Annotated in this window: 18 protein-coding genes; 8 read left to right on the top strand and 10 right to left on the bottom strand. The window is 68.1% G+C overall.

Going from position 1 to position 21,557, the window contains the following annotated elements:
* Positions 1-463: cation transporter (locus ABD52_RS07655; protein ID WP_047891326.1), on the top strand; the 463-nt coding region annotated here is incomplete at its 5' end.
* Positions 464-545: 82 nt separating this feature from the next.
* On the opposite strand, the gene ABD52_RS07650 is transcribed toward ABD52_RS07655, so the two are convergent.
* Positions 546-974: a hypothetical protein gene (locus tag ABD52_RS07650; RefSeq protein ID WP_013476052.1), complete on the bottom strand. Its 429-nt coding sequence runs from the start codon at positions 972-974 to the stop codon at positions 546-548.
* A gap of 40 nt (positions 975-1,014) precedes the next feature.
* Positions 1,015-2,424 carry a mercury(II) reductase gene (gene merA / locus ABD52_RS07645; RefSeq protein ID WP_013476053.1) on the bottom strand — a complete coding sequence of 470 codons (1,410 nt, stop codon included), beginning with the start codon at positions 2,422-2,424 and terminating at the stop codon, positions 1,015-1,017.
* 98 nt (positions 2,425-2,522) lie between these two features.
* Between merA and ABD52_RS07640 the strand changes: the two genes are divergently transcribed.
* Complete coding sequence (locus ABD52_RS07640; RefSeq protein WP_047891325.1) at positions 2,523-2,915, top strand: helix-turn-helix transcriptional regulator; 393 nt, start codon at positions 2,523-2,525, stop codon at positions 2,913-2,915.
* Positions 2,912-3,187, top strand: coding sequence for a hypothetical protein (locus tag ABD52_RS07635; RefSeq protein ID WP_047891324.1), 276 nt, complete (start codon positions 2,912-2,914; stop codon positions 3,185-3,187). Before ABD52_RS07640 ends, ABD52_RS07635 begins: the two co-directional genes overlap by 4 nt.
* Positions 3,188-3,247: 60 nt before the next feature.
* Here ABD52_RS07635 and ABD52_RS38160 read toward each other — a convergent pair whose 3' ends face one another.
* The 5 genes from ABD52_RS38160 to ABD52_RS07610 all read right to left on the bottom strand — a co-directional run bounded on the left by ABD52_RS38160 (position 3,248) and on the right by ABD52_RS07610 (position 7,938).
* Positions 3,248-4,444 carry a hypothetical protein gene (locus tag ABD52_RS38160; RefSeq protein ID WP_152748214.1) on the bottom strand — a complete coding sequence of 399 codons (1,197 nt, stop codon included), beginning with the start codon at positions 4,442-4,444 and terminating at the stop codon, positions 3,248-3,250.
* A gap of 1,199 nt (positions 4,445-5,643) precedes the next feature.
* Positions 5,644-5,967, bottom strand: coding sequence for a helix-turn-helix transcriptional regulator (locus ABD52_RS07625; RefSeq protein ID WP_200905174.1), 324 nt, complete (start codon positions 5,965-5,967; stop codon positions 5,644-5,646).
* A 2-nt stretch (positions 5,968-5,969) separates the two neighbouring features.
* Positions 5,970-7,079, bottom strand: coding sequence for a tyrosine-type recombinase/integrase (locus tag ABD52_RS07620; RefSeq protein WP_225319481.1), 1,110 nt, complete (start codon positions 7,077-7,079; stop codon positions 5,970-5,972).
* A 141-nt stretch (positions 7,080-7,220) separates the two neighbouring features.
* Positions 7,221-7,568: a hypothetical protein gene (locus ABD52_RS07615; protein ID WP_047891322.1), complete on the bottom strand. Its 348-nt coding sequence runs from the start codon at positions 7,566-7,568 to the stop codon at positions 7,221-7,223.
* Positions 7,569-7,755: 187 nt separating this feature from the next.
* A complete protein-coding gene (locus tag ABD52_RS07610) occupies positions 7,756-7,938 on the bottom strand; it encodes a hypothetical protein (RefSeq protein WP_047891321.1) in 183 nt (60 codons plus the stop codon).
* A 414-nt stretch (positions 7,939-8,352) separates the two neighbouring features.
* Between ABD52_RS07610 and ABD52_RS07605 the strand changes: the two genes are divergently transcribed.
* On the top strand, positions 8,353-9,240 hold the full coding sequence (locus ABD52_RS07605; RefSeq protein WP_151011034.1) for a hypothetical protein: 888 nt from the start codon (positions 8,353-8,355) through the stop codon (positions 9,238-9,240).
* Positions 9,241-9,270: 30 nt separating this feature from the next.
* Here ABD52_RS07605 and ABD52_RS07600 read toward each other — a convergent pair whose 3' ends face one another.
* The 3 genes from ABD52_RS07600 to ABD52_RS07590 form a co-directional block, all read right to left on the bottom strand.
* Positions 9,271-10,218, bottom strand: coding sequence for a DUF5677 domain-containing protein (locus ABD52_RS07600; protein ID WP_047891319.1), 948 nt, complete (start codon positions 10,216-10,218; stop codon positions 9,271-9,273).
* Between the two features lie 435 nt (positions 10,219-10,653).
* Positions 10,654-11,271, bottom strand: a complete 618-nt coding sequence (locus ABD52_RS07595) for a hypothetical protein (protein ID WP_152748213.1) — start codon at positions 11,269-11,271, stop codon at positions 10,654-10,656.
* A 255-nt stretch (positions 11,272-11,526) separates the two neighbouring features.
* Positions 11,527-12,342 carry an endonuclease/exonuclease/phosphatase family protein gene (locus ABD52_RS07590; RefSeq protein WP_347405051.1) on the bottom strand — a complete coding sequence of 272 codons (816 nt, stop codon included), beginning with the start codon at positions 12,340-12,342 and terminating at the stop codon, positions 11,527-11,529.
* 23 nt (positions 12,343-12,365) lie between these two features.
* On the opposite strand from ABD52_RS07590, the gene ABD52_RS07585 reads away from it, so the two are divergent.
* The 4 genes from ABD52_RS07585 to pglX all read left to right on the top strand — a co-directional run bounded on the left by ABD52_RS07585 (position 12,366) and on the right by pglX (position 21,532).
* Entirely contained in the window at positions 12,366-13,181 is an 816-nt protein-coding gene (locus ABD52_RS07585) for a hypothetical protein (RefSeq protein ID WP_053065319.1), read from the top strand.
* A gap of 211 nt (positions 13,182-13,392) precedes the next feature.
* Entirely contained in the window at positions 13,393-13,695 is a 303-nt protein-coding gene (locus ABD52_RS07580) for an NAD(P)/FAD-dependent oxidoreductase (protein ID WP_047891316.1), read from the top strand.
* Positions 13,696-13,757: 62 nt separating this feature from the next.
* Entirely contained in the window at positions 13,758-17,972 is a 4,215-nt protein-coding gene (gene pglW / locus ABD52_RS07575; RefSeq protein WP_047891315.1) for a BREX system serine/threonine kinase PglW, read from the top strand.
* A 5-nt stretch (positions 17,973-17,977) separates the two neighbouring features.
* The gene (pglX, locus tag ABD52_RS07570; protein WP_047891314.1) at positions 17,978-21,532 is read left to right on the top strand and encodes a BREX-2 system adenine-specific DNA-methyltransferase PglX; all 3,555 of its coding nucleotides are present in this window, start codon (positions 17,978-17,980) and stop codon (positions 21,530-21,532) included.
* Positions 21,533-21,557: the final 25 nt, after the last annotated feature.

Raw genomic sequence — 21,557 nt, 5'->3', positions numbered from 1 at the left:
CGAGGTCTTCGCCGCCGCCGTCGTCATCTGGCAGCTACGCGCCGGACCCCGCGCCCGACAACGACCGGCGCTGCAGCTGATCGCCGTCAGCTTCCTCGCCCTGGCCGGATACGTCACCTACAAGTCCGCCTCGGACCTGATCGGAGCCGAACGCCCCGACACGTCGTTAGTCGGCATCGGACTCAACGTCGTCGCCCTCGCCGTCATGATCCCCGTCGCGGTCGCCCAGCGCCGCACCGGCCGCGCACTGGACAACCCGGCCGTCACCGCCCAGTCCCAGGAAACCTGGGTCTCCAACTACCTGTCCGTCAGCCTGCTCGTCGGGCTCGGCCTCAACGCCACACTCGACTGGTGGTGGGCCGACCCGAGCGCCGCCCTGGTGGTCGCCGGCGTAGCCGCCAAGGCGGGCATCGACGCGTGGCGCGAAGCTCACGAGTACCCGCAGCAGGAGCAGAGGCGCTGACCGTCTGGGGGACGCTTGCGGCACCGGGGCTGCCAAGGCCCACCATCGGCGGTTGTCTGACATCGTCACGGCTATGCCTGGACTAGCCGCTGCTGGCGCAGTGGTCGCGGGCGTCGCAGTCCGTGCTGACCACCGGTGGGGTGATCGCTTCGTCGACGATCAGGCTCATCGCGGTGCCCAGTGTCAGCCCTGCGGTTACCGGCCGCATCGGCGTGGTGCGGCGCAGCAGGGCGTACAGGGGTGCCCACGAGACAGCGAGCCCGTAGTGGAACAGCAGTCCCGCCCAGTCCAGCTGCTTCTGGCTGAGGTCGAGGCCGAATAGCTTGGCGGTTTGGGCGGCTGCGATTCGGTACGGTGAACCCCCGGGACGGGCCGCGTCTTCGTGGGCGCGGGCCTGTGCGGGTTCGAGTTCGTAGAGTTTCTGCGACACCGGCTCCATGATCTTCGTGCCCAGGTAGCCGGCCAGAGCGCCGACGCCCAGGTCTTCGCCGGTGGCGGCTGTCCTATTCACCAGGCATCTCCTGTCGTTGGGACTGGTGGGCGCGGGTTAATCAGGAGGCGCAGCAGGACAGTTTCGACACGTCGCGGGTGTAGGTCTGGGCGGCGAGTTTGAGGCCTTCGGCCATGGTCAGGTATGGGCACCACAGGTCGGCCATCTGCTGCACGGTCATGTCGTTGGCGAGGGCGTACACGGCGGTGGCGATGACCTCTCCGGCGGCGTCGGCGACCACGTGGGCGCCGAGGAGTCGGCCGGTGTCGGCGTCGGCGACCAGCTTGATGAGGCCGCGGGTGTCGCGGTTGACGATCGCGCGTGGCACGTACTCCAGCGGCAGTACCCGGCAGTCGCAGCGGTGACCAGCGCTGATCGCCTGGGCCTCGGTCATCCCGGCCGACGCGATCGCCGGGGTGGTGAAGGTGACTTGCGGCAGGTGGTGGTAGTCGACGGTGCGACCCGCGTTGTCGAAGGCGTTGTCGGCCACGATCGACCCGTGTGCGCCGGCGACGTACACGAACTGGGGGTGGCCGGTGACGTCTCCGGCGGCCCAGATACGCGGGTTGGTGGTGCGCAGGTGCTCGTCGACCAGGATCTCGCCGTGCTGGCCGGTCTTGACTCCGACCGTCTCCAGGTTCAGGCCGTCGACAACTGGGCGGCGTCCGGTGGCGATCAGGATCTGCTCGGCGTGGATCTGTCGGCCGGGTTGTCCGTCGAGCACGGCGACGACGTGTCCGTTCTCGCGGCGTACCGACCGTACGGTCGCGGTGGTGTGGACGGCGATGCCGTCGTCGGCGAAGACCTGCTCGATGGCAGCGGACACCTCCGGTTCTTCCTTGGGCGCGAGTCGGTCGAGGGTCTCGACCACGGTGACCTGGGTGCCGAGTCGGGCGAACAGTTGCCCCTGTTCGAGGCCGATGTAGTTGCCGCCGACCACCAGCAGGGACTGCGGCAGGTGGTCGGATTCCATCGCCGTGGTGGAGGTTAGGTAGCCGACCTGGGCGAGGCCGTCGATGGGTGGTATCCACGGGGCCGAGCCGGTGGCGATCAGGTAGTTCTCCGCCTCGATGCGTTGACTGCCGCCGTCGGGCAGATCGACGCACAGCAGCGGGCCCTCGGTGAACCGGCCGTGGCCGGTGAGGATCTCCCAGCCGTACTCGGCGGCGAGGTCGACGTACTTGTCCGCCCGCATGTCTGCCACCAGTCGCCGCTTGCCGGCGATCAGCTCCTGGAAATCCACCTGCTCGGCGCTCGCGCGAATTCCCGGGAAGCGGGCCGCGTCCAGCGCGACGTGGCGGGCGTGCGCGGCGGCCAGCAACGCCTTGGACGGTACGCACCCGGTGTTCACACACGTGCCGCCCACGTCGCCGTGCTCCACCATCACCACGTGCTTGCCCTTACGCCGCGCGGCGATCGCCGCCGCGAAGGCACCGCCACCGGAGCCGACGATTGCCAGGTCGTACCGCATCACGCACCGTCCTCAAGCGGAAACCATCCGGGTACCGGATCCTCGGATGCCACGCTAGCATCTGCTTATCCGGATGATTCCAGGATTGGGGTGGTGAGGTGACCGAGCGTGCGACGCCGGCCTTGACAACGCCGGCCGTGGCGCTGCTGCCGGCCGAGGACGAGGGGGTGGGGATGGTGGCCAAGTTCTTCCGCGCCCTCGCCGATCCGACCAGGCTGCGGCTGCTGGAGTTCCTGCTGCACGAGCCGCACACGGTCGGCGAGTGCGTGACGCACGTCGGCCTGGCCCAGGGCCGGGTTTCCAGCCACCTGGCCTGTTTGGCCGACTGCGGCTACGTTGCGGCCCGCCGCGACGGGCGGCGCACCTTCTACCAGGTCACCGACCCTCGGGTGGCCGACCTGATCATGCTGGCCCGATCTCTGGCCGCGGACAACGCCACAGCCCTGGCCGCCTGTATTCGCATCGCCCCGACGCGCAGGACGGAGGGGTGAGCGCCGTGCCTCCCACCGGCAGCACCCCGGCCCAGCACCCATCCACCGTCGGCGGCCCGGCCGCCATCGCTGGCGGGATCGGCGCGATGGTCGCCTGCTGCACCGTGCACCTACTCATCGTCGCCGGTGTCCTCGCCGGGCTCGGCGGCACCGCGATCGGCGGCATCGCCCTCGCCGTTGGGCTGGCCACGGCCGCCACCGTGTGGGTGATCGCGGTCCTGCTGCGCCGGCGCAAGACGACCACCGCAGCGGTGTGCTGCCCACCCCGGTGAATGCCTGGGCGTCGAGCAGGCCGCGCGACGTTGGGCCAGGTCTGAGGCAACGGATGAGGATCAACCGTTAGCGTTGTCTTCGGGCTGGATCCTTTGGACGGTCGCGTCGGGGCGGGGCCGGCTGTTGAGGTAGGCAGTCCAGTCGGCCTGCGCGTAGTTGCTCCAAGCGCTGGCGGTCTTGTAGGTCAGACCGAACAGGTCAGCGATCACGGCTGCGGGCAACTCGGCCGCGAGAGCGATGAGAGCGGTGTTACGTGCAGCACCGACGGGGATGCCGTGCCGCCGGAGCCGGGCGCCGAGGTGGGCTGGACCGATGGGCCGTGTCGGCGGTCGGCCGGGGAACAGGTAGGTCGTCAGCGCCGGGGTGGTGGGCCGCAGACCGAACGTGCGTGGTGGTTCCGCGATGAGTTGGTTGACGAGCTGGGCGAGGTTCGGTGGCAGCAGCACCGCCACGGAGTCGATCGCTAGGTAGGTGCCTCGGTCGTCTCGGCTCAGCCGGTCGATGGTCAGGCTATGGATCTTCGACAGGCGCGCGCCGTAGAGCAGGATGAGGCTGCCGGCGACCTTCACGTCGAGCGGCGCGGGATCGCCGGTGGTGAGGCAGCGTCGCAGCAGATCGAGGTGGTGTTCTTCGGCGATGAACCGCGATGGGGTGTCGTCACGACGGCGAGCGATGGTCAGCTCTGGAGTGATCCGGCGGGCGGCGGTCCAGGCCGTGAACGCTCGGACCGCTCGACGTCGCTTGGATCTGGCGAGGGCCATGAATTCGTCCAGGTGAGCTTGCGTGAGGTCATCGATCGTCAGGTGGCGCTCCGTGAGCCAGGACAGTAGGACGAGCGCCTGGCGGATGTCCTCGCGGTCGGCGTTGGCGGAACTGCCGGTGTATCGACCGCGGTTGGCGGCTCGGCGGGCTTTGCGCAGGACGACCCACTGGGCGAAGGGGCGCACGAGTCGTTGATGCTCGGCGGGCTGGTCGGCGAGTTGGGCGTCGAGCCATGGTTCGAGCCGGGCAAGGGGTTCCAGCCGATCGGGCAGCACGTTGGTGGCGATGAGCAGTTTCCGGAGGTAGTCGACCGCGGCCATCCTCGGTGATTGCAGTAGTTGGTCGAGGACGTCGTGGGTGACCGGGGTTCCGGTGGATGTCAGCTCGGCGAGAAGCCGGGCGGAGTCGCTGCGTCGTAGCCAGGCGAGCACGTTCCGGGGAGCGGCTGCATCGACCAGGGCGTCAGCGAAGGGCAGGAGCTGAGGGCCGATCACGGCGTTTTCGTCGCCGAGAAGGTCGCTGACCCGGTCGGTGAGGACGCAGCGGGCGCAGCGGTGCGCGGCGTAGAGGTCACCGGCTTCGCCGCAGGAGGCGCACAGGTAGTCCAGGTTCGCGCGGGTCTCGATCGGGCCGGCGACCCGGATCGCGCAGGGCCCGCACGTGCCGGCCCCACCGTCGTCGCGACCGACCAGGACCCGGTGCTGTCCGCAGATCGAGCAGGGGCAGGGGTTGTTCACGGTCGCGCTGTAGCAGGTCGAGCACACCGGCCCCAGTGGCCAGAACGCCTGAGTGGTGCGGTGGCGGTGACACACGGCGCACTCACGCAGCGGCCGGGGCCGACAGCTGGGACAGCGAAGCGCGCCGTCCGGTCCGCGCTGGCAGTGCCGCCACCGGCCGCAGACCCCGCATTCGGACACGGGTGACTGGTTGCAGGCGGAGCAGAGATCCGGGTCGCCGCCGATGGCGCGTTGCTTGATGGGCCGGGTGCGACCGCAGCCTCCGCAGCGGCGCTCTGGCTGCTGGTAGCAGCGGCGGCAGATGGGCCCCTCGCTGGTCAGGGCGTGGGCGGGCGCCGATAGGCCGCACGTCGCGCAGATATGGACCGGGCGGGGCGCGCACCCCTGGCACAGTGGTTCGCCGTCCGGTGTCCGCCGGGTCGGCTGGCGTCGCCGTCCGCAGCGGGCGCGCGGTTGTTGCCGGGCCGGGTCCGTGCTGTAGCAGGAGCGGCAGATCACACCCTCGTCGCGGCGGGCGGCGCGGTCACCCGGGCGCCCACATCGTGCGCAGATGATCTGCTCGATCTTGAGCATGCACGGCTGGCAGCATCGGCCGATCCCGTCCGGGTGTGGTCGGCCGCGTTGCAGGTCCGGGAGCGAGCGACCACAGCTCGCGCAGCCAGGAAGGGTGACGGCATCGCCGAAGCCGGCGTCGACCAGGGCGTAGACCAACCGGAGGAAGACCCTCGGTGCGTGCGGGTCCGGCGCGAGCAGGGCGTCCGGGCGGGCAGTCAGGTGCTGGTCGAGTTGGCGCATCGGGATGAACGTCCAGGCGTTCGCCCCTTCCAGCAGGGCCCGCGCCGCCTCGCGGGACAGGCGACCGCTGGTAGCCGCGAGCACGTGACCCAAGAGCCGTTCCTGGGCGGCCTCCGTGGGGTCGCCGGCATAGCGGTTGCGGTTGCGTTGCCGGCGGGCGCTCATCCGTGCTGTGGCCGGCGGATCGCGGCCCGCGGTGGTGCCGGTAGCGCGACCTTGCCGCCGCCAGCGGCAGCCTTGCGGACGGTCTGGTTCACCACCTGCGGCTCGATCAGATCGTTCGGCGTGCATCCGAGGATGTCGCACAACGCGACGAGGGTGTCCATCGACAGCCGCTGCGGCGGCTGGGTGACCAGCCGGAACACCTGCTCCCGGGACAGGGTGACACCGCGTTCGGCCAGCAGCGGCACCAAGTCCGTGGTGGCGAACATGTCCTTGCCGGCCATGAGCTGCCGAAGGTGCCACCGGTAACCCATCTTCTTGATCACTACGCCTCCCACATCCGTCCGAGCCGGTCCTGCAAGGCGCGTTGCAGCAGCTGATTGCGGTACTCGTTGGACACACCGGTGTAGATCGCCGTGGTGCTGGCGAACTTGTGCCCCACCTGGTCCTGCACGAACTTGACCGGGTAGTCGAACTCGACCAGATGGGTGACGTAGGAGTGACGCAGGCAGTGCGGGTCGAGCGCCGGGTCCAACCCGGCCGCCTTCTTCGCGGCGACGAACGCCTCGTTGACCAACCGCGTGGACACCCGCCCCCGACGCTCGGTCACCCACAGCGCCGGATGTTTCCCCGGTCCCAGAGCCGGGCGGACCTCATGCAACCAGTGCTTCACCACCGGCACCATCCAGTCCATCTCTGGCACCAGCAGCACGGTGCGGCGCCGCGGTGGACCGCCCCGCGATGCCTTGCCGTAGCGCACCATGACCATCCCGCACCGGCCGAACTGCGGCGCTTTCGGATTCGATCGCACGTCAACGAGATCAAGCATCGCCACCTCGCGTCGGCGCAGCCCGAAGGCGTACGTCAGCTTCAGCATCGCCGCGTCCCTCAGCGCGGACAACGCGCCCTTCACCCCTCGCGCTCTGATCTGCTCCGCCCGTCCGTCGGCGGCGTCGAACAATGCCTGCAACTCGTCGTAGGTCAGCGGTCGCCGGCTCGGGTCGCCCTCGTAGTCCTCGACATGGATCACCGAGTTGTCCTGGTGAAAAACCTGCTGTGGTGCCATGCCGAACCGGTCGACGCACAACGAGGCCCAGCCGTACCGTGCATCAAGCAGGTACTCACAGAACATCCGCAGGTCAACCTCGTACGCGCGAGCCGTCGACAGTGCCAATGGCCTGTCGCCGCCGCGTAGATGAGCGATGAACGCTTCTCCCTCGGCCGGCGTCCACTGCCACGGATACAGCCCCGAGAACTCCGCCAGCCGCCGCGTCAACCGCAACCGCTGCGTCACCGTCGCCTCAGCCAAGAAGCGACTGCGTTGCTGTGTCGCCCACCCCCGCAGCATCTCCTCGAACACCACGGGCGCCGGGTCCAGATGCACGACGTTGGGCGCCAGCACGAGGCTCGCCGAGCCAGGGTCATCACGCCGCACTCCGACGTTGTATCAGGTGCATCATTCTTGCAGCTACCTGACGCGCCCTGAACACGCCGAGAAACACCTCGACGTCATGCGCGCAGAGAGCCCCGTTCACCTGGGATTCTTCTCAGACCGCCGACCGCACCAATGTTGCATCTAATGCAATTCCGCGCACTTTGCGGGCTCCACGCGTACGTCGCCGCACCGGCACCGAATCGCGAGGTGCCCGCCGCACCCGCACGGCCACCAGTCGCGCACCGGCCGGGTCGCCGACCCGCCGGCGTAGCGGTGCCCGGCCCGGCAGCGCTGCGGCTCGTCGCCGACCAGCTCGCGGACCGGCCGGTACGGGAAGGCGACCACGTGCGGGTCGGCGCGGGCGGCGTTGACCAGGCGGCCCAGGTCGGCCGGGGTGTCGACGACGCGCTCGACGACTGACACGCCGGCCGGGCTGTTCTCGGCCCGGTCCCACCGGATAGTGATGTGCCATCGGGTGCGCCACCCCACCCCGCCAGCCTATAGAACAAGCGTTCGATCAGTTGGTAGGCGGGGGCTTCTCGCGTTCCGCCATGTGACGCTGCATCACGGGCCTCAGGTCCAGCTCCAGCCTGGGGTGAAGCTGCTCCGAGGCGTCGTTTCGGGCCCTCGACGAGAGCAGCTCGCCCGCCCTCCGACAGGCCCAGGTCGCGCTGCATCAGCGCGATGCACTGCTCGTACAGGCCATCGCGTAAAGCGCCGTGGCTGGCGGGGACTTCTGGAAGAGGCGGGCGTTCTCCAGGGCGTCGAACGTGAGCTCGAGCTTGGCGACCGTTGCCTGCACCTCGTCGGAGCCGTAGAACTCGACCTCGGCGACCAGGCGCTTCCAGTCGGCGAGCACCTCCGGTGGGCGCTGCCCCTCTCGGTTGTTCCTGGTCGCAGGGTCCGGCTGGTCCCGCCCGACCTTTGGTATGGAGGGGTAGCGGTCCCCCTCAGCAGCGCGAGCTGTTGGCGCGTGGCGGCGATCGTGTCCGCGTAGATCTGCTGCCGCTTCTCGGTCCCCAGCCGCCGGTCCTCCCTCGACCAGCCCTGCAGCTCCCGTGCGCATTCCCGTCGCGCCGCAATGGCGCCCTGCGCCCATTGCAGTGCCGAGCCGAGCACCGTGCCGCCCAGCCCGGCGGCCAGGACCATCCAGTCCGCTCCCGCCATGGCCTGACGGTAGGGCAGCTGTGCACGTAGCGTCGCTGGCGGCGCGCGCGACGGTCATCTGTCCCACCTGGCGGCCATACTGGACTGCGTGCCCATGGAGATCAATGTGACGTACAGGGTTGCCCGGCCGCTGCCGGACGCCCAGCAGGCCGCCTGGCAGACCGTGCTCGCCGAGTTCACCGCGGAGGTGCCCGACCCCAGGAAGGTCGAGGTAGTCATAACCGACGAGTACGACAAGGTGGTCGCGGAGTACATGGCGACGGAGGTGGACCTGGCCTTCGACGCGGCCCTCGTCAGCCAGTACCGGGCCGACCGGGCCGACGGTGCCCGCGCCGCCGCCAAGACGTCCCCCCAGCCCGACGGCAAGGTGGTGGTCGTGGTCGGTACCCGCCTCGCCGCCCAAGGGCTGGGGTCCATGCGGCACTGCCTACTCCACGAAGCCCAGCACGTGCGCCTGCACCAGCACGGCGACGCTGCCCACGCCGTGCACCGCCGGGTGCCCTTCGAGCTGCCGAAGAGCGAGCTCACCTGGGAGTACCTGTGGTTTGCGCAGAGCACCATCGACGAGTTTCGGTGCGAGCGAACGGTGCACGAGCGCGGCTGGACCTCCCGCAGCAACCTGAACACGGCGGCCGACTTCGCCAGCGTGGTCGGCGTGTTCCAGAAGGTTCATGCGAACCACTACCGGACCCGCGATCTGAAGGACACCCACCGGGAGGCGTTCGGCGCGCTGATGCGCATGGCGACCGTCCTCGGCTACGGGGCTGCCGGCCTGGTGACCGGCGTCATCCCGCCCGGCGCGTGGGTGCAGGCCCCGGCGATGGGCATGTTCGTCGACGTGCTGGAGGACCTGCCCGGCACCGACGTGGTGGTGCCCCGAGAGGACCTGGCGGACACGTCGGTCGAGGTGGCGAAGCGCCTGCGCCAGCTGTTCAACGACATGGGCTTCGACTACCGCTACACGCCCGATGGAGACTGGTTCGCCGTGGCCTGACCCCTCGGAGCTTCGCCGGGTTGCGGTTCCTCAGGTTGCTGGTTCTGTCGACGACCGGGACTGCTGCGTAGGCGCCGGCGGCGCCACTCGCGTTCTCGGCGGCATCGGCGAAGGTCCGTTTGGCGTTAGGTTCCATTCGGCGGCATGAACCAGAGGAACCTGTCCGAGCGCCGCAATGCGTTGTACCACGGCATCGACCTCAACGGCCTCGACATTGTCGGCGACTGTGATGCCGGCCGCCTTCGTATCGTCAACGATGGTCCACGTCTCGAAGAAGAGCAGCACCAGCTGGTGCAGCGCAAATTCCGCGAGATGGTGACGGAACTCCGGCTCGTCCGTGACCACCTCGCCTGCTGGGTTTCCCCATCCCCTGCGCATGATCTCCCCGGCGGAGAAATGAAGTGCCCGGCTCGTCGCCGCGTGTAGGTAGTCGTAGAGCGGTCGCTGACCGGCTCGCTCAGCAATCCACTCGCCGGAGGGCAGTAGGCCACCCGACCACCCGTATTCCTTCCGAAGCTCCTTAAGTTCCTCACGCGTCTTGCTGCGCTGCGTCTCGGCTGCATCCAGGAACTCGATCTCGTACCAGAGTTTGGTCATCCGCTCGTCACCGAGGTATGCCCGTTGAGCTAGAAGTGATCGAAGCCCGTCCCAACGGCCGAGCAGTGGAAACAGCCGTTGTGATCTCGCTCGATCAAGGTCGAGAAAGAACTTCAGGTACATCACGTCTTCAAGGGCTGCCCGGACAAATGCCACAGCCTGGTGCCCGAGGTCCAGCCTCGCGAGACTGACCGCTGCCTTGATGCTCTCAAGCTGACGACGGAACGCCGCGTTGATCGCAAGCAGGCGATGGTCGGCTTCGACGGCTGACCATTCGATACCTCCGAGGACGAACAGACGATCGGCGAGGCCCACAAACTCTTCGACGGCTTCGACTCGGGCCTGGAGTTCTGGCGATCCGCTGTCCGGGTGTTCGGGCATGAGCCGACTCTAGCGTCGACCACTGCGTTGCAGCTTCCTGCTGAAGGAGCTGCGCTCCGGCGAGTGGCAGGTTGCTCCCCGCGCTGGGTGCGTCGCCAGTGGAGGCCCGCCGGCTTCCGCTTGGCGAACGGGCAGCTGAGCTCTATGTCGGTATCGGCGAGCGGTCCGAGCAGCTGGAAAACGTCTGATGGCGGAGCCCCAGACGTACAGGTGGCGGGCGGTGCGGGCGGTCGGGTCGGTGCCATGAGCGATTGCGGCGGTGGACGGCGGACGGCACGCGGGGCCGGATCTTGGCCATCGTGCAGGTCCAGGATGACTGGCGGCCGGTGGAGTGGAATACGCTGCGTGGATTCCGCGCTCGTGCGGGCGCCCAGCATGTCGCGGGCACCCGCTCGTCGTCAGGCACTGATCCTGCGCGTCGCTCCGCAGTGTCCGCTATCGCGGGCCTGGATTGCCCTCATGCCCCCACCTGTTAGGCCAGTATCGGTCGTGCTCAGTGACGAGGGCAGTGAGCGTGGCGAGTGCCTCGCGCATCATCTTGACGTCAAGCCTGTCGGGCTGGGTCGGCTTGCCGTGGGTGTCTGCCCTCATTATGTCGGTCGCGGCAAGGGCGGTGACGGCTCGCTGTGCAGCGGCGAGTGTCCTGCGGTAGTCGGCGGAGTCGGGGTCGGGGTCGGGGCTTTCAGCGGCGAGGATTGCGGCTGCCTTGATGAACGCCCGATTGTCGTCCGGCTCCAGTCCCAGCGGTACTTGCTCCCCGTGGATATTCACCTGGGCGTTGGTGATCACGTCTACGACCGCGAGCTGACCCCGGGCGAGGCCAGCTCGAGCGGCGTCGTGGACTCGCTGGTTGGTGCTCTGAGTTGGGCCAGGGGTGGTCAACGCGTACATCGCAGCCCGCAGATCTTTGGCGGATCCATGGTGTGCGTGTGGACCTACGCTTACCCGCCAGACGCCGGGCACGGCAGGGCCGCTAGGGAAGGTCACCTTGTCGGCGGTCATCGTTACGGTGCCGAGCCGCCGCCACTCGAAGTTGGCTTGCACTCCTGTCATCGGCCTCTCCTAAAGAGGGGCGGGATTTACTCCAATAGTGCGGGACCTTCAGCTGGCCGTCAAGCAGTCAGTCCATAGAGCAGAGAGAGCCCGTGCGCGGGCGGCGGAGAGGCTCCGTGCCGGCATGCTCCGCTCACGGTCAGAAGGGCACAGCGAACCGCTGAAGCCGGGCGGAGGCGGCGCGTACAGCCAGGGATCTCGCTCGGACCGCGCGGGGAGGATGAACAGAGCATATGAACGAGTCGTCAGCGTTGTTCAGGCGTGGAAGCGGGAGATGACGGGGGCGTGGTCGGGGACGGTGGCGGGGCGTCGGGTGTCGGTGGAGGCGGTGATCGAGCCGATGTCATCGACGAGGCTGTCGACGCTGGCGACCCGGAGGCGTAGGTCGCGGGAGACGAGGATGTGGTCGATGAGTTCGCCTCGTCCTTGGTAGATGCGTGAGTAGGTTCGCCCGAGGGGTAGGAGTGGTGCGAGGTTGTACAGTCGTACGGGGTCGCCCTTGTCGGGCCGGTTGATGTCTCCGTCGCTCGGGCCGCTGAGCAGGGTGGTGGTGACGGCGTCGGGTCCGTCGTTGAGGTCCCCGCAGAGGATTGTGGGTACGCCGGGTTCACCGTTGGTGGCGGAGGCCGTCATGACCTTGTTGAGCTGGACGCGGACGGCAACTGCTTCGGCGGTCCGCCGCAGGAGGGCGTAGCCGGCGCCGCGGGCTCGCTCGTCTTCGTTCTTCGGGTACCGGCGGCCGTCGGGGTAGGTCAGCAGTTTCGACTTGAGGTGGCAGGTGATCAGCCGCAGGCCGCCGCCGACGTCGACGTGGACTGAAAGGGCGCCGCGGCCCATCCGGGTGATGGTGGTGCCGTCGACGTCGGGTACCGCGGGCAGGCCAGCGTCGGGAAGGTCGACGATCTGGTCCTCGATGGTGACGGGGTGGGGCGAAAGGATGCCGACCCGGATGGGCCGGCCGCCGGTGGGTTCGGCGAGTTGGACCTGCCAGCCATCGCCGACCGCGCGGGCGAGGTCCTGGGCGCACTGAGGGTCGCCCACCTCCTGCGAAGCGACCACGTCCGGGTTGATACCGCGGATGGTCGTGGCGAGGAGTGCTCGACGGGGAACTGGTCGTCTGGGAGCGGGGACGGACGAAGTTCGCCCTGCTGCAACGGCGGGTCACCGCCGGCCGGCAGCTGCTGCGCGAAGCCCGCGAGGACCCGGCCTACTACGTCACCTTCGATCTTCTCGTCGACGCCGGCGGAGAGCCGGTGCTCGACGCGCCACTGGTCGAGCGTCGCGCCCGGCTGGTGCGGCTACTCGCCGGCGCCCCGCCGCAGCTGGCGGTCACCCCGCAGAGCGCCGACATCGCCGAGGTCAGCGAATGGCTGACCAGCTGGACCGCGGCGGGTGTGGGAGGTGTCGTGATCAAGCGCCTCGACAGCCGGTATGACCCTGGCCGGCGAGGGTGGGCGAAGTTCCGGGCCCGTGCCACCACGGAGGCGATCATCGGTGGCGTCACCGGCAGCATCCGCAACCCCGACACCGCTCTCCTCGGCCGGTTCGACCAGCGCGGTCGATTGCGGTACACCGGCCGTACCCACCCGCTGGCCACGCCCCAGCGACAGGAGCTGGCGAGACTGCTGTCCCCGCCACGTCCGACCGAGCGGCGCACGGTCATCCACCCCTGGCCCGATTCACTACCGGCCGCCTGGTCGGGCCAGTTCGAGCGGCCCGAGCCGCTGCGCTACGCCCAGGCCGAGCCGACCGTGGTGGCTGAGATTCAGGTGGACACCGCCTACGAACACCACCGGTGGCGCCACCGGGTGCGGTACGCGCGACCCAGGCCGGACCTGTCGGTGTACGACGTGCCGCTGATCCTCGACGAAGGCGAAGACCCCTTCTGCACGTACGCGCGCAGCGCCTGATTGACCTCGGTCAAACCCATACAGGAAGGGCACCGCAACCAACCGGGCAAGTAGCAGGAACCGGCCGGCGCGGCGCCCTCCGGATGCCGTCAGAAGGCGCGGACGACGGTGATGGTGACATTGGGGCAGCAGTTGGCCCACCTCGTCAGGGCGTTCTTCTATCCGCTCCGGCCCGGTCGTCCGCCGGGCCCACAGCGCGGTCCTGGATCGCGTGGCGGCCGCGGGGTGGGCCGCCGTCGGCGACGCGGCGTCCAGCGTCGATCCGCTCTCGTCCGACGGCGTTGCCCGCGCGATCACGAGCGGTGTGGCCGCCGCCACGGCCGTCATGCGATGGCTGGACGGCGACGCGATGGCGCTCGAGGGGCACAGGCGCTCCGGAGGGGAGATCCCGTGGCGGCGCAGCGCCGACGGGCTGGAGGTCCCTTGTCCTGGTGGTGAGGAAGCCGCACTCATCAGCGCTGACCCAACGCTCGGTGAGGTCCTGCCGAATGAGACGACGACCGTCGGCTACTGACCGGATATGCTGCTGCGGCCGGAGCGGTGGGGACGGACCGGGCGTGGCGCGGGGGGGGAATAGTGGCAGAGGCTGGGCAGGACCGGTGGGTCGACGTCTCGCCCTCGCAGTTTCCCCACGAAGCCGAGGGACTGGCCCTGGTCCGGGCGATCATGCCCGACGAGACGCCGTTTCGCGCCTGGTCGAACTTCGAGTTCCGCGATTCGCGGGGCCGATGGCACGAGGTCGACCTGCTTCTTCTCGGTCGTAAGCAGCTGCACCTCATCGAGCTTAAGTACTACTCCGGCACACTCCGGGGTGACGATCAGCGCTGGACCCGTGACGGTCGGCGGCCGGAAGATTCCCCGCTCAAGCTGACGCGGCGTAAAGCGCAGTATTTCGCGAGCAAGTTGAGAGACGAGCTGCGGCTGTGGGCGCAGGAGCAGAAGGTTCAGATTTCCGACGAGCGGGACGTCATTCCGTTCGTCCAGGAGGCCGTCTTCCTGCACCACCCCGACCTGCGCTGCGTTTTCAGCCCGGCGAGTGCGATAAACCTCTATGGCCTCGACGACCGCGTCTCGCAGAGCCACCTCACCGGCATCTCCGAACTCGTGCTCGAACCTGCAGGGCGGCGGGCGATCGGCCCGAACCAGGAACACATCCTGGTCAAGCTGCTGGAACGCATCGGCCTCGTGCAGCGCCGCGAACGCGAGGCGGGCTCGTGGGTCATCGAGGACCAGGCCATCGACTCCGACGAAGGCTGGCAGGACTGGCTCGCCTACCACCGGGTGGTCCAGCAGGACCGTGCCCGGATCCGTTTCCGGGTGCTGCCGCCGACAGCGAGTCAACCGGAGCGAGCCGCGGCCCGTCAGATCGCGGAGCACGAGTTCCGCATCATGTCGCGGCTGCAGCACGACGGGCTGCTGCGCCCTCGTGACCTGGTCGAATCCGAACTTGGCATCGGGCTTGTCTACCCGTACGACCAGCAATGGCAACGTCTCGACCTGTGGCTCGCCGGCCAGGAACAGGGCGTACCGCTGGCGACGCAGCTGTCGATGATCCGCCAGATCGGTGAGGCTCTGCAGTACGCCCACAACAACCGGGTCGTCCACCGCGGGCTGATTCCGCCCGCGGTGTGGGTGCGTCCGGTCCCCGGCACCCAGGGTGACGTCAAAGTTCGGGTCGGTGACTGGCAGGGCTCCGGAAGTCTCCAGAGCGTCTCAGCCACCAGCGGCACGGTTCATGGCGTTACGTCGCTGGTCGACGTGTCCTTGGACGATCACGGATCAGGGGCGGCCGAGGTGTTCACCGCGCCTGAGGGGGCCTGGAGCGCGGACGCCGACCGCATCCGGCTTGATGTGTTCGGTCTGGGCAGCCTGGCCTTCTATCTGCTCACCGGGCGATCGCCGGCACCGAGCCGGAGTGCCCTGAAGCAGCGCCTGCGCGACCAGCAAGGCCTCGACTTGGCGATCGAGCTGCCGCAGATCCCCTCGACGCTGCGCTCGCTCGTCCTCAAGGCGACCGATCCGGCACCCAGCCGGCGGACGGCCGACGTCACGACCTTCCTGTCGCAGCTCGGTGCGGCCGAGCGCGACGCCGCCACCGCGAACGAGGAGACCGACCCGCTCGAGGCGGCACCCGGCACCGTTCTCGACGGAAGGTTCCGCTTGATCCGGCGGCTCGGGCAGGGCTCGACGGCCGTGGGCCTGCTCGTGCAGGATCTGCTCGCCGAAGGAGACCCCGAGTGCGTCCTCAAGGTGGCCCTCAACGATACGGCCGCGACGCGTCTCGACGATGAGGCGGAGGCGCTCAAGCGGCTCGACCATCCCCGCATCGTGAAGGTTCTCGATCCGCACGTGGTCGTTGGTGGCCGGCGGGCGCTGCTGCTCGAAAGCGCCGGACCCGAAACGTTGACCAGCGCTCTGCGGACGCGCACCCGGCTGTCGTACGACCTGCTTGATCGGTATGGAAAGGACCTTCTCGACAGCCTCGTCGCGCTGGACAAGGCCGGGATCGATCACCGTGACATCAAGCCGTCCAATCTGGGCGTACGGGAGAGCCGCGGCGACCGCACCAAGCACCTGATCCTCTTCGACTTCTCCCTGACCCGCGCCGCAGCCTCCGCCACGCAGGCCGGCACTCCGCCGTACCTCGACCCGTTTCTGACCGGCGCCCGGGATCGATACGACTCGGCGGCGGAACGCTATGCCGCAGCCGTGGTTCTCTTCGAGATGGCAACCGGCAGCGTCCCGGTTTACGGAGACGGCAAGGGCGACCCGGGAAGCACCCGGGACGAGGCCACCATCAGGCCGGAAATGTTCGACCAGACGTTGGCCGGCGATCTGGTCGACTTCTTCCGCAAGGCTTTGGCCAGCGACGCCGGCGCCCGGCATCACACCGCCGAGGCCATGCGCACCGCGTGGCTGAAGATCTTCGCGCAGGACGACACCACCGAGCCCGGCGAGTCGTACGACGAACTTGCTGCCAAGGCCACACTGACCACGCCGTTGCGTGACTCCGGGCTAACCGGCCGGGCCCTGTCGGCCCTGGAGCCCTACGCCGTCGAGACCGTCGGCGAGCTGCTGACCGTCGACCCGGTCAGGCTGTCCCGGCTGCAGGGGGTCGCGAACTCGACTCGCTTGCAGATCACGTCACGCATCAAGGAGTGGCGCGCCCGGCTCGGCTCCGAGGTCCGCACGACCGACCGAAGCGGTCCGGCGCTCACTCCCACGGCCGCCGCCGACCTGTTGCTGCGTGTCGTCGCCACACCGCGTTCACCGTCACGCGGCGGAGTCGTCCGGCTGGTCCTGGGGTTCGACACAGCGCTCGATGCCTTCGCCACGCACGCCCAGCTCGGGGCGAACCTGGACGAGCCGGTGCAGCCTTCGCGCATCACGACACTGCTCGGAACCCTGCAGGAGCGGTGGGCTGGCGACGATGACGCGCGAGCCCTTCTTGACCGGCTGGCAGAGGCAGTCTCTACCCGCCTCACCGAGCTCGGCTCCGTCGCGACGGTCGCCGAGCTGACCCGTACGGTGCTCGAAACGCTCGCACCCGAGCCCCATGTGGACCAACGGTTGGCACGTGGCCTGCTCCGCTTCGCCCTGGAACGGCGCAAAGCGATGAACAAGGCCGACGGCTCGCAGCTGGCAGTCTGGGTCCGCCGACGTGCCGGCGTCGTTACGCTCCTAGCCGAGGATCAGACGCTGTGTGACGTTGCCGAGTCGCTGGCAGCGGAGGCGGACCGCCTGGTCGGTGCAACCGGTGACGCCGCGAACGCGATCATTCCGGCTCAGCGTGTGCAAGCCCGCCTCGAAGCGGCCGTTCCCGCGGAGAGCAGCTGGCCGGCGGCCCTCGCCGATCCGCTGCGCCGCGTGACTCTGGCCGCAGCCGCGTCGACCCACGCAGCCGCCACCGGTGCCGGCGACCTGCACCACCGCGAACTCACCGCGGTGGCGGCCCTGGCTCAGACTTTCGCGGACTTCGGCGGGCAGCAGCTCACCCCGGACGAAATCCGCGAACGCGTACGGGTCCGGTTCCCCGCGGTGTCGGCGCTGCCGCAGCGGCCGGCGCTCGACAGCCTGATCACGGACGCGGGTCTCGGCCTGACCTTCGATGACCGGCTGCGCGTCTATCGGGCCCTGCAGACCGGCGCGGCCACAACGGGGCTGGAGTCCCGGTCGGCGACCAGCCTCGCGGTGACGACATCTCCCGTCGGCACGACCGGCGCGTTGGGAGCGAGGCTGGAAACGTCCATCGGCAGCCGGTCGTTCCTCGCGCTCGGCACCCGGGCCGACCGCCTGAGCCGGTTGATCGAAGCTGCCCGGGCCCGCTACGGCGCCACCACGGTCGACCTGACCGGCGCATTGCTGGAGGCACTGCGGTCGGTGTCCGCGGCTGCCAACATGCCTTGGGATCTGGTACGCGCCGCCGACGCCGAACGCGAGTCGAGCCGTCCCCGTCGCGGTCTGGAGGAGCTGATCCGCCGATCCTGGCCCGAGGTCGAGGCCACCGTCGAGCGGGCGTTGTCCGCGGGACGTGACGACTCGCCCGTGCTGCTCACGGACGCGTCGCCGCTCGCCCGCTATGACAACATGGCGCTGCTCACCCGCTGGACCGACCTGGCCGCCCCGCGCCGCCGTGCGGTCTGGCTGCTCGTGCCGCAGCTCAACGGCAACCACGGTCCTGTGATTGACGGCCGGCCGGTTCCACTCGCCGCACCCAACCAGTTTGTCAACCTCGACAACGAGTGGATCGACAGCACGGCTGCTCTGAGCGCAGCCACCCAGAAGGAGTAGTAGCAATGGCGGTCTCAACGGGGTTGACGGCAGCGCTCAAGAAGGTGGTCCTCGATCTGGAGGACGACCTCCGCGACCGTGTCGCCTCGCAGCCCGACGTCCTCGCGACGTGGAAGCAGGAGCACAAGGCCGCGGAAAGCCGCGAGCGGACGGCCATGTCGTGGCAGGAATGGCGCGACGACCGGGTGACGCAGGCAGCGGTCGCGTGGGTCCTGACCACGGTCTTCGTACGATTCTGCGAGGACAACCGCCTGCTCAAGCCGGTCTGGATCGCCGGCCCCGCCGACCGCCGGCAGGAGGCGCTGGACGCGGAACTCGCCTACTTCCGCGCCCACCCCGAAGACACCGACCGGGAGTGGGTGCTCCAAGCGGTCGAATACCTGCGAAGCACAGAGGCGACCCGGGATCTGGTCGAGTCACACTCGCCGCTGTGGACGGTCTCCCCGTCCGGCCAGGCCGCCAAGCGGCTCATCGCCTTCTGGCGCGAACGCACCGCCGACGGCGACCTCGTCTGGGACCTCGCCGATCCTGATCTGTCGACCCGCTTCCTCGGCGACCTCTACCAGGACCTCTCTGACTACGCCAAGAAGACGTTCGCGCTGCTCCAGACCCCGGAGTTCGTCGAGGAGTTCATCCTTGACCAGACAATGGAGCCGGCGCTCGCCGAGCGACCGCTCGAAGGCTTCAGGCTCATCGACCCCACCTGCGGGTCGGGCCACTTCCTCCTCGGCGCCTTCGCCCGGCTCAACGATCGCTGGGCCGCGCACGCGCCAGGCATGGAGGTGCAGGCACGAGTGCAGGAAGCACTCGACGCCATCCACGGCGTGGACCTCAACCCCTTCGCCGTCGCTATCGCGCGTTTCCGCCTCATGCTCGCAGCGCTACAGGCTGCGGACCTGAAATCCTTGGAGCAAGCGCCCGCCTTCCGGTTTCACCTCGCGGCAGGCGATTCCTTGCTGCATGGGCGACCGCAGCTAGCGCTGGAGCTGCCCGGCGTGGAGGACTACGACGCCGGACTCAGCGGCTTCGCCTACTCCTCGGAGGACCTTGCGGCGCTGCGCGCAATTCTGGAGCCAGACAAGTACGACGTCGTGGTGGGCAATCCGCCATACATCACCGTCAAGGACAAGACACTCAACGACGGCTACCGCAAGCGGTACGAAACCTGCAAGGGCAAGTACGCGCTTACCGTTCCGTTCATGGAACGGTTCTTCCAGCTCGCCAGGTCCGGCAACTCCGATCACCCTGCCGGCTGGGCGGGACAGATCACATCCAACTCGTTCATGAAGCGCGAGTTCGGCTCCAGACTGATCGAGGATTTTCTCAGCCGGCAGGACCTCCGCCTTCTCGTCGATACCTCCGGCGCTTTCATTCCCGGCCACGGGACGCCCACGGTGATCCTTGTCGGACGTCGGCAGCCACCGAGAAGTAGCACGGTGAAGTCGGTGCTCGGCGTCCGAGGAGAGCCCGGCCAACCCGAAGATCCCAAGAAAGGCGCCGTCTGGACATCAATTGTTTCGAACATTGGTAAGAATGAGTTTGAGAACGAGTATGTGTCCGTGACCCAACTGCCACGCTCCACTCTCGTCACGCATCCGTGGAGCCTTAGCGGAGGCGGCGCAGGAGGCCTCCTGGAACTGTTAAACAAAGCTGCGGGACGCCTTGGGGAACGGACGTATCGAATCGGTGTTTTCGGAATCCAGGGTTCAGATGACGCGATGATGGTCACGCCTGCGTATGCCCGTGCTCATCGCCTGGAACTCGCATACACGGGGCGCCTCGTGGTCGGTGACGGGGTGAGGGATTACAGCCTTGCCCAAACCGTGCCGGTGTGGTTTCCATACGACAATGAACATAAGTTAGGCCTGCCCCTAGGTTGCGAGGCGTGGATGCGCCACCTTTGGAGAAGTCGTACCGAGTTGGGCAACCGTGCCACGTTTACGAAGGGCACTTACTTCAGCGACGGTCGACCATGGTATGAGTGGCATCAGCTTCCGAAGGATCGGGGCGCCTCATCCCTCTCTATAGCATTTTCTTTTGTGGCGACGCATAACCATTTTGTGTTAGATCGGGGTGGGAAGGTCTTTAAGCAGTCGGCGCCGGTGATTAAGTTACCGGAAGGGGCGACGGAGGACGATCACCTCGCGCTGCTCGGAGTGCTGAACTCCTCGACCGCCTGCTTCTGGCTCAAGCAAAACAGCCACGACAAAGGGATTCGGGGCGAGGGTGGAGGATTTACGTCCTCGGACTGGGAACGATTTTACGAGTTCACCGGTACGACTCTAAAGGACTTCCCGCTGCCTCGGACTTCGCCTTTGGCTCGGGCCCGCTTGCTCGACGAGGCAGCCCAGAAGTCAGCCGACCTCTTCAGCTCGCTCGCAGACGAAGGATCCATGCCGTCGGATTCCGCAATTTCTAACATCGCCGCCGAGCTTGACGAGCTGCGTGCGCGCATGATTTCTGAGCAGGAGGAGCTAGACTGGGAAGTCTACCGTTCCTACGGCGTCATTGCGGACGATCTGACCCTTCCGGAGGGCGTAAGCCCCGGTATCCGCCCCGGGGAGCGTGCATTCGAGATTGCACTTGCCCAGAAAGTCATTCGGGATGGCGAGTCGGCAGAATGGTTCACGCGTCACGGGTCGGAACCCGTCAGTGAAATCCCAGCGCATTGGCCGCAAGCGTATCGTGATCTTGTGCAGCGGCGGCTTGATCTGATCGAGTCGAACAAGTTCATCAATCTACTTGAGCGCCCTGAGTACAAGCGGCGGTGGGCCACCGAGCCGTGGGAGAAGCGGGTCGAGAAGGCGTTGCGGGCATGGCTGCTCGACCGTTTGGAGGCACGCTCGTACTGGTTCGATGCGCAGGGGCGGCCTACCGCGCGGTCTGTCGCCCAGCTTTCCGACATCGTGACCCGTGATGCGGACCTCGTCTCCGTCCTGCAGCTCTGGGACGGTCGCAAGGACCGGTCGGTCACCCAGCAGCTCTCCGCGTTGCTGGACGCTGAAAGCGTGCCGTTCCTTGCTGCATATCGGCTCAAGGATTCGGGGCTGCGCAAGCGTGAAGCCTGGGAGCACACCTGGGAGCTGCAGCGCCGCGAGGACGAGGGTGAGAAGGTCGGTGAGATTCCGGTGCCGCCGAAGTACACGTCCGCGGACTTCCGGAAGCAGTCGTGGTGGCAGCACCGGGGCAAGCTCGACGTACCCAAGGAGCGGTTTATCCTCTACCCGGACGCAGGGCGAGAGACCGACCCCACCCAGTTGCTCGGGTGGGCCGGCTGGGACCACGCTCAGCAGGCCCTGGCCCTGAACGCGGTGATCGCCGAGCGGGAGGCCGAAGGCTGGGCCGACGATAAGCTTGTCCCCCTGGTTGCCGGTCTTGCGGAGCTTCAGCCGTGGGTGCGGCAGTGGCACGACGAGACCGACTCCACCTATCAGCTCAACCTGGCCGACTACCTCGAAGAACAGCTGCGCGGTCGCGCTCACCAGGTGGGCATGACGGTCGAGCAGCTCGGTGCCTGGAGGCCGCCGGCCGCCAGCCGAGGACGCCGACCGAGGTCGTGACAGCCATGACGATGCAGCTTGAGGA

Origin of the sequence: Micromonospora sp. RV43 (assembly GCF_001029515.1) — a bacterium.
Classification (GTDB): domain Bacteria; phylum Actinomycetota; class Actinomycetes; order Mycobacteriales; family Micromonosporaceae; genus Micromonospora; species Micromonospora aurantiaca.
This window is presented reverse-complemented; position numbering and strand designations above follow the sequence as displayed.

Excerpts from the sequence above, each read along its gene's own strand:
- merA (WP_013476053.1), bottom strand. The coding sequence starts at position 2,424 with ATGCGGTACGACCTGGCAATCGTCGGCTCCGGTGGCGGTGCCTTCGCG.
- ABD52_RS07600 (WP_047891319.1), bottom strand. The coding sequence starts at position 10,218 with ATGCCCGAACACCCGGACAGCGGATCGCCAGAACTCCAGGCCCGAGTC.
- ABD52_RS07595 (WP_152748213.1), bottom strand. The coding sequence starts at position 11,271 with ATGACAGGAGTGCAAGCCAACTTCGAGTGGCGGCGGCTCGGCACCGTA.
- pglX (WP_047891314.1), top strand. The coding sequence starts at position 17,978 with ATGGCGGTCTCAACGGGGTTGACGGCAGCGCTCAAGAAGGTGGTCCTC.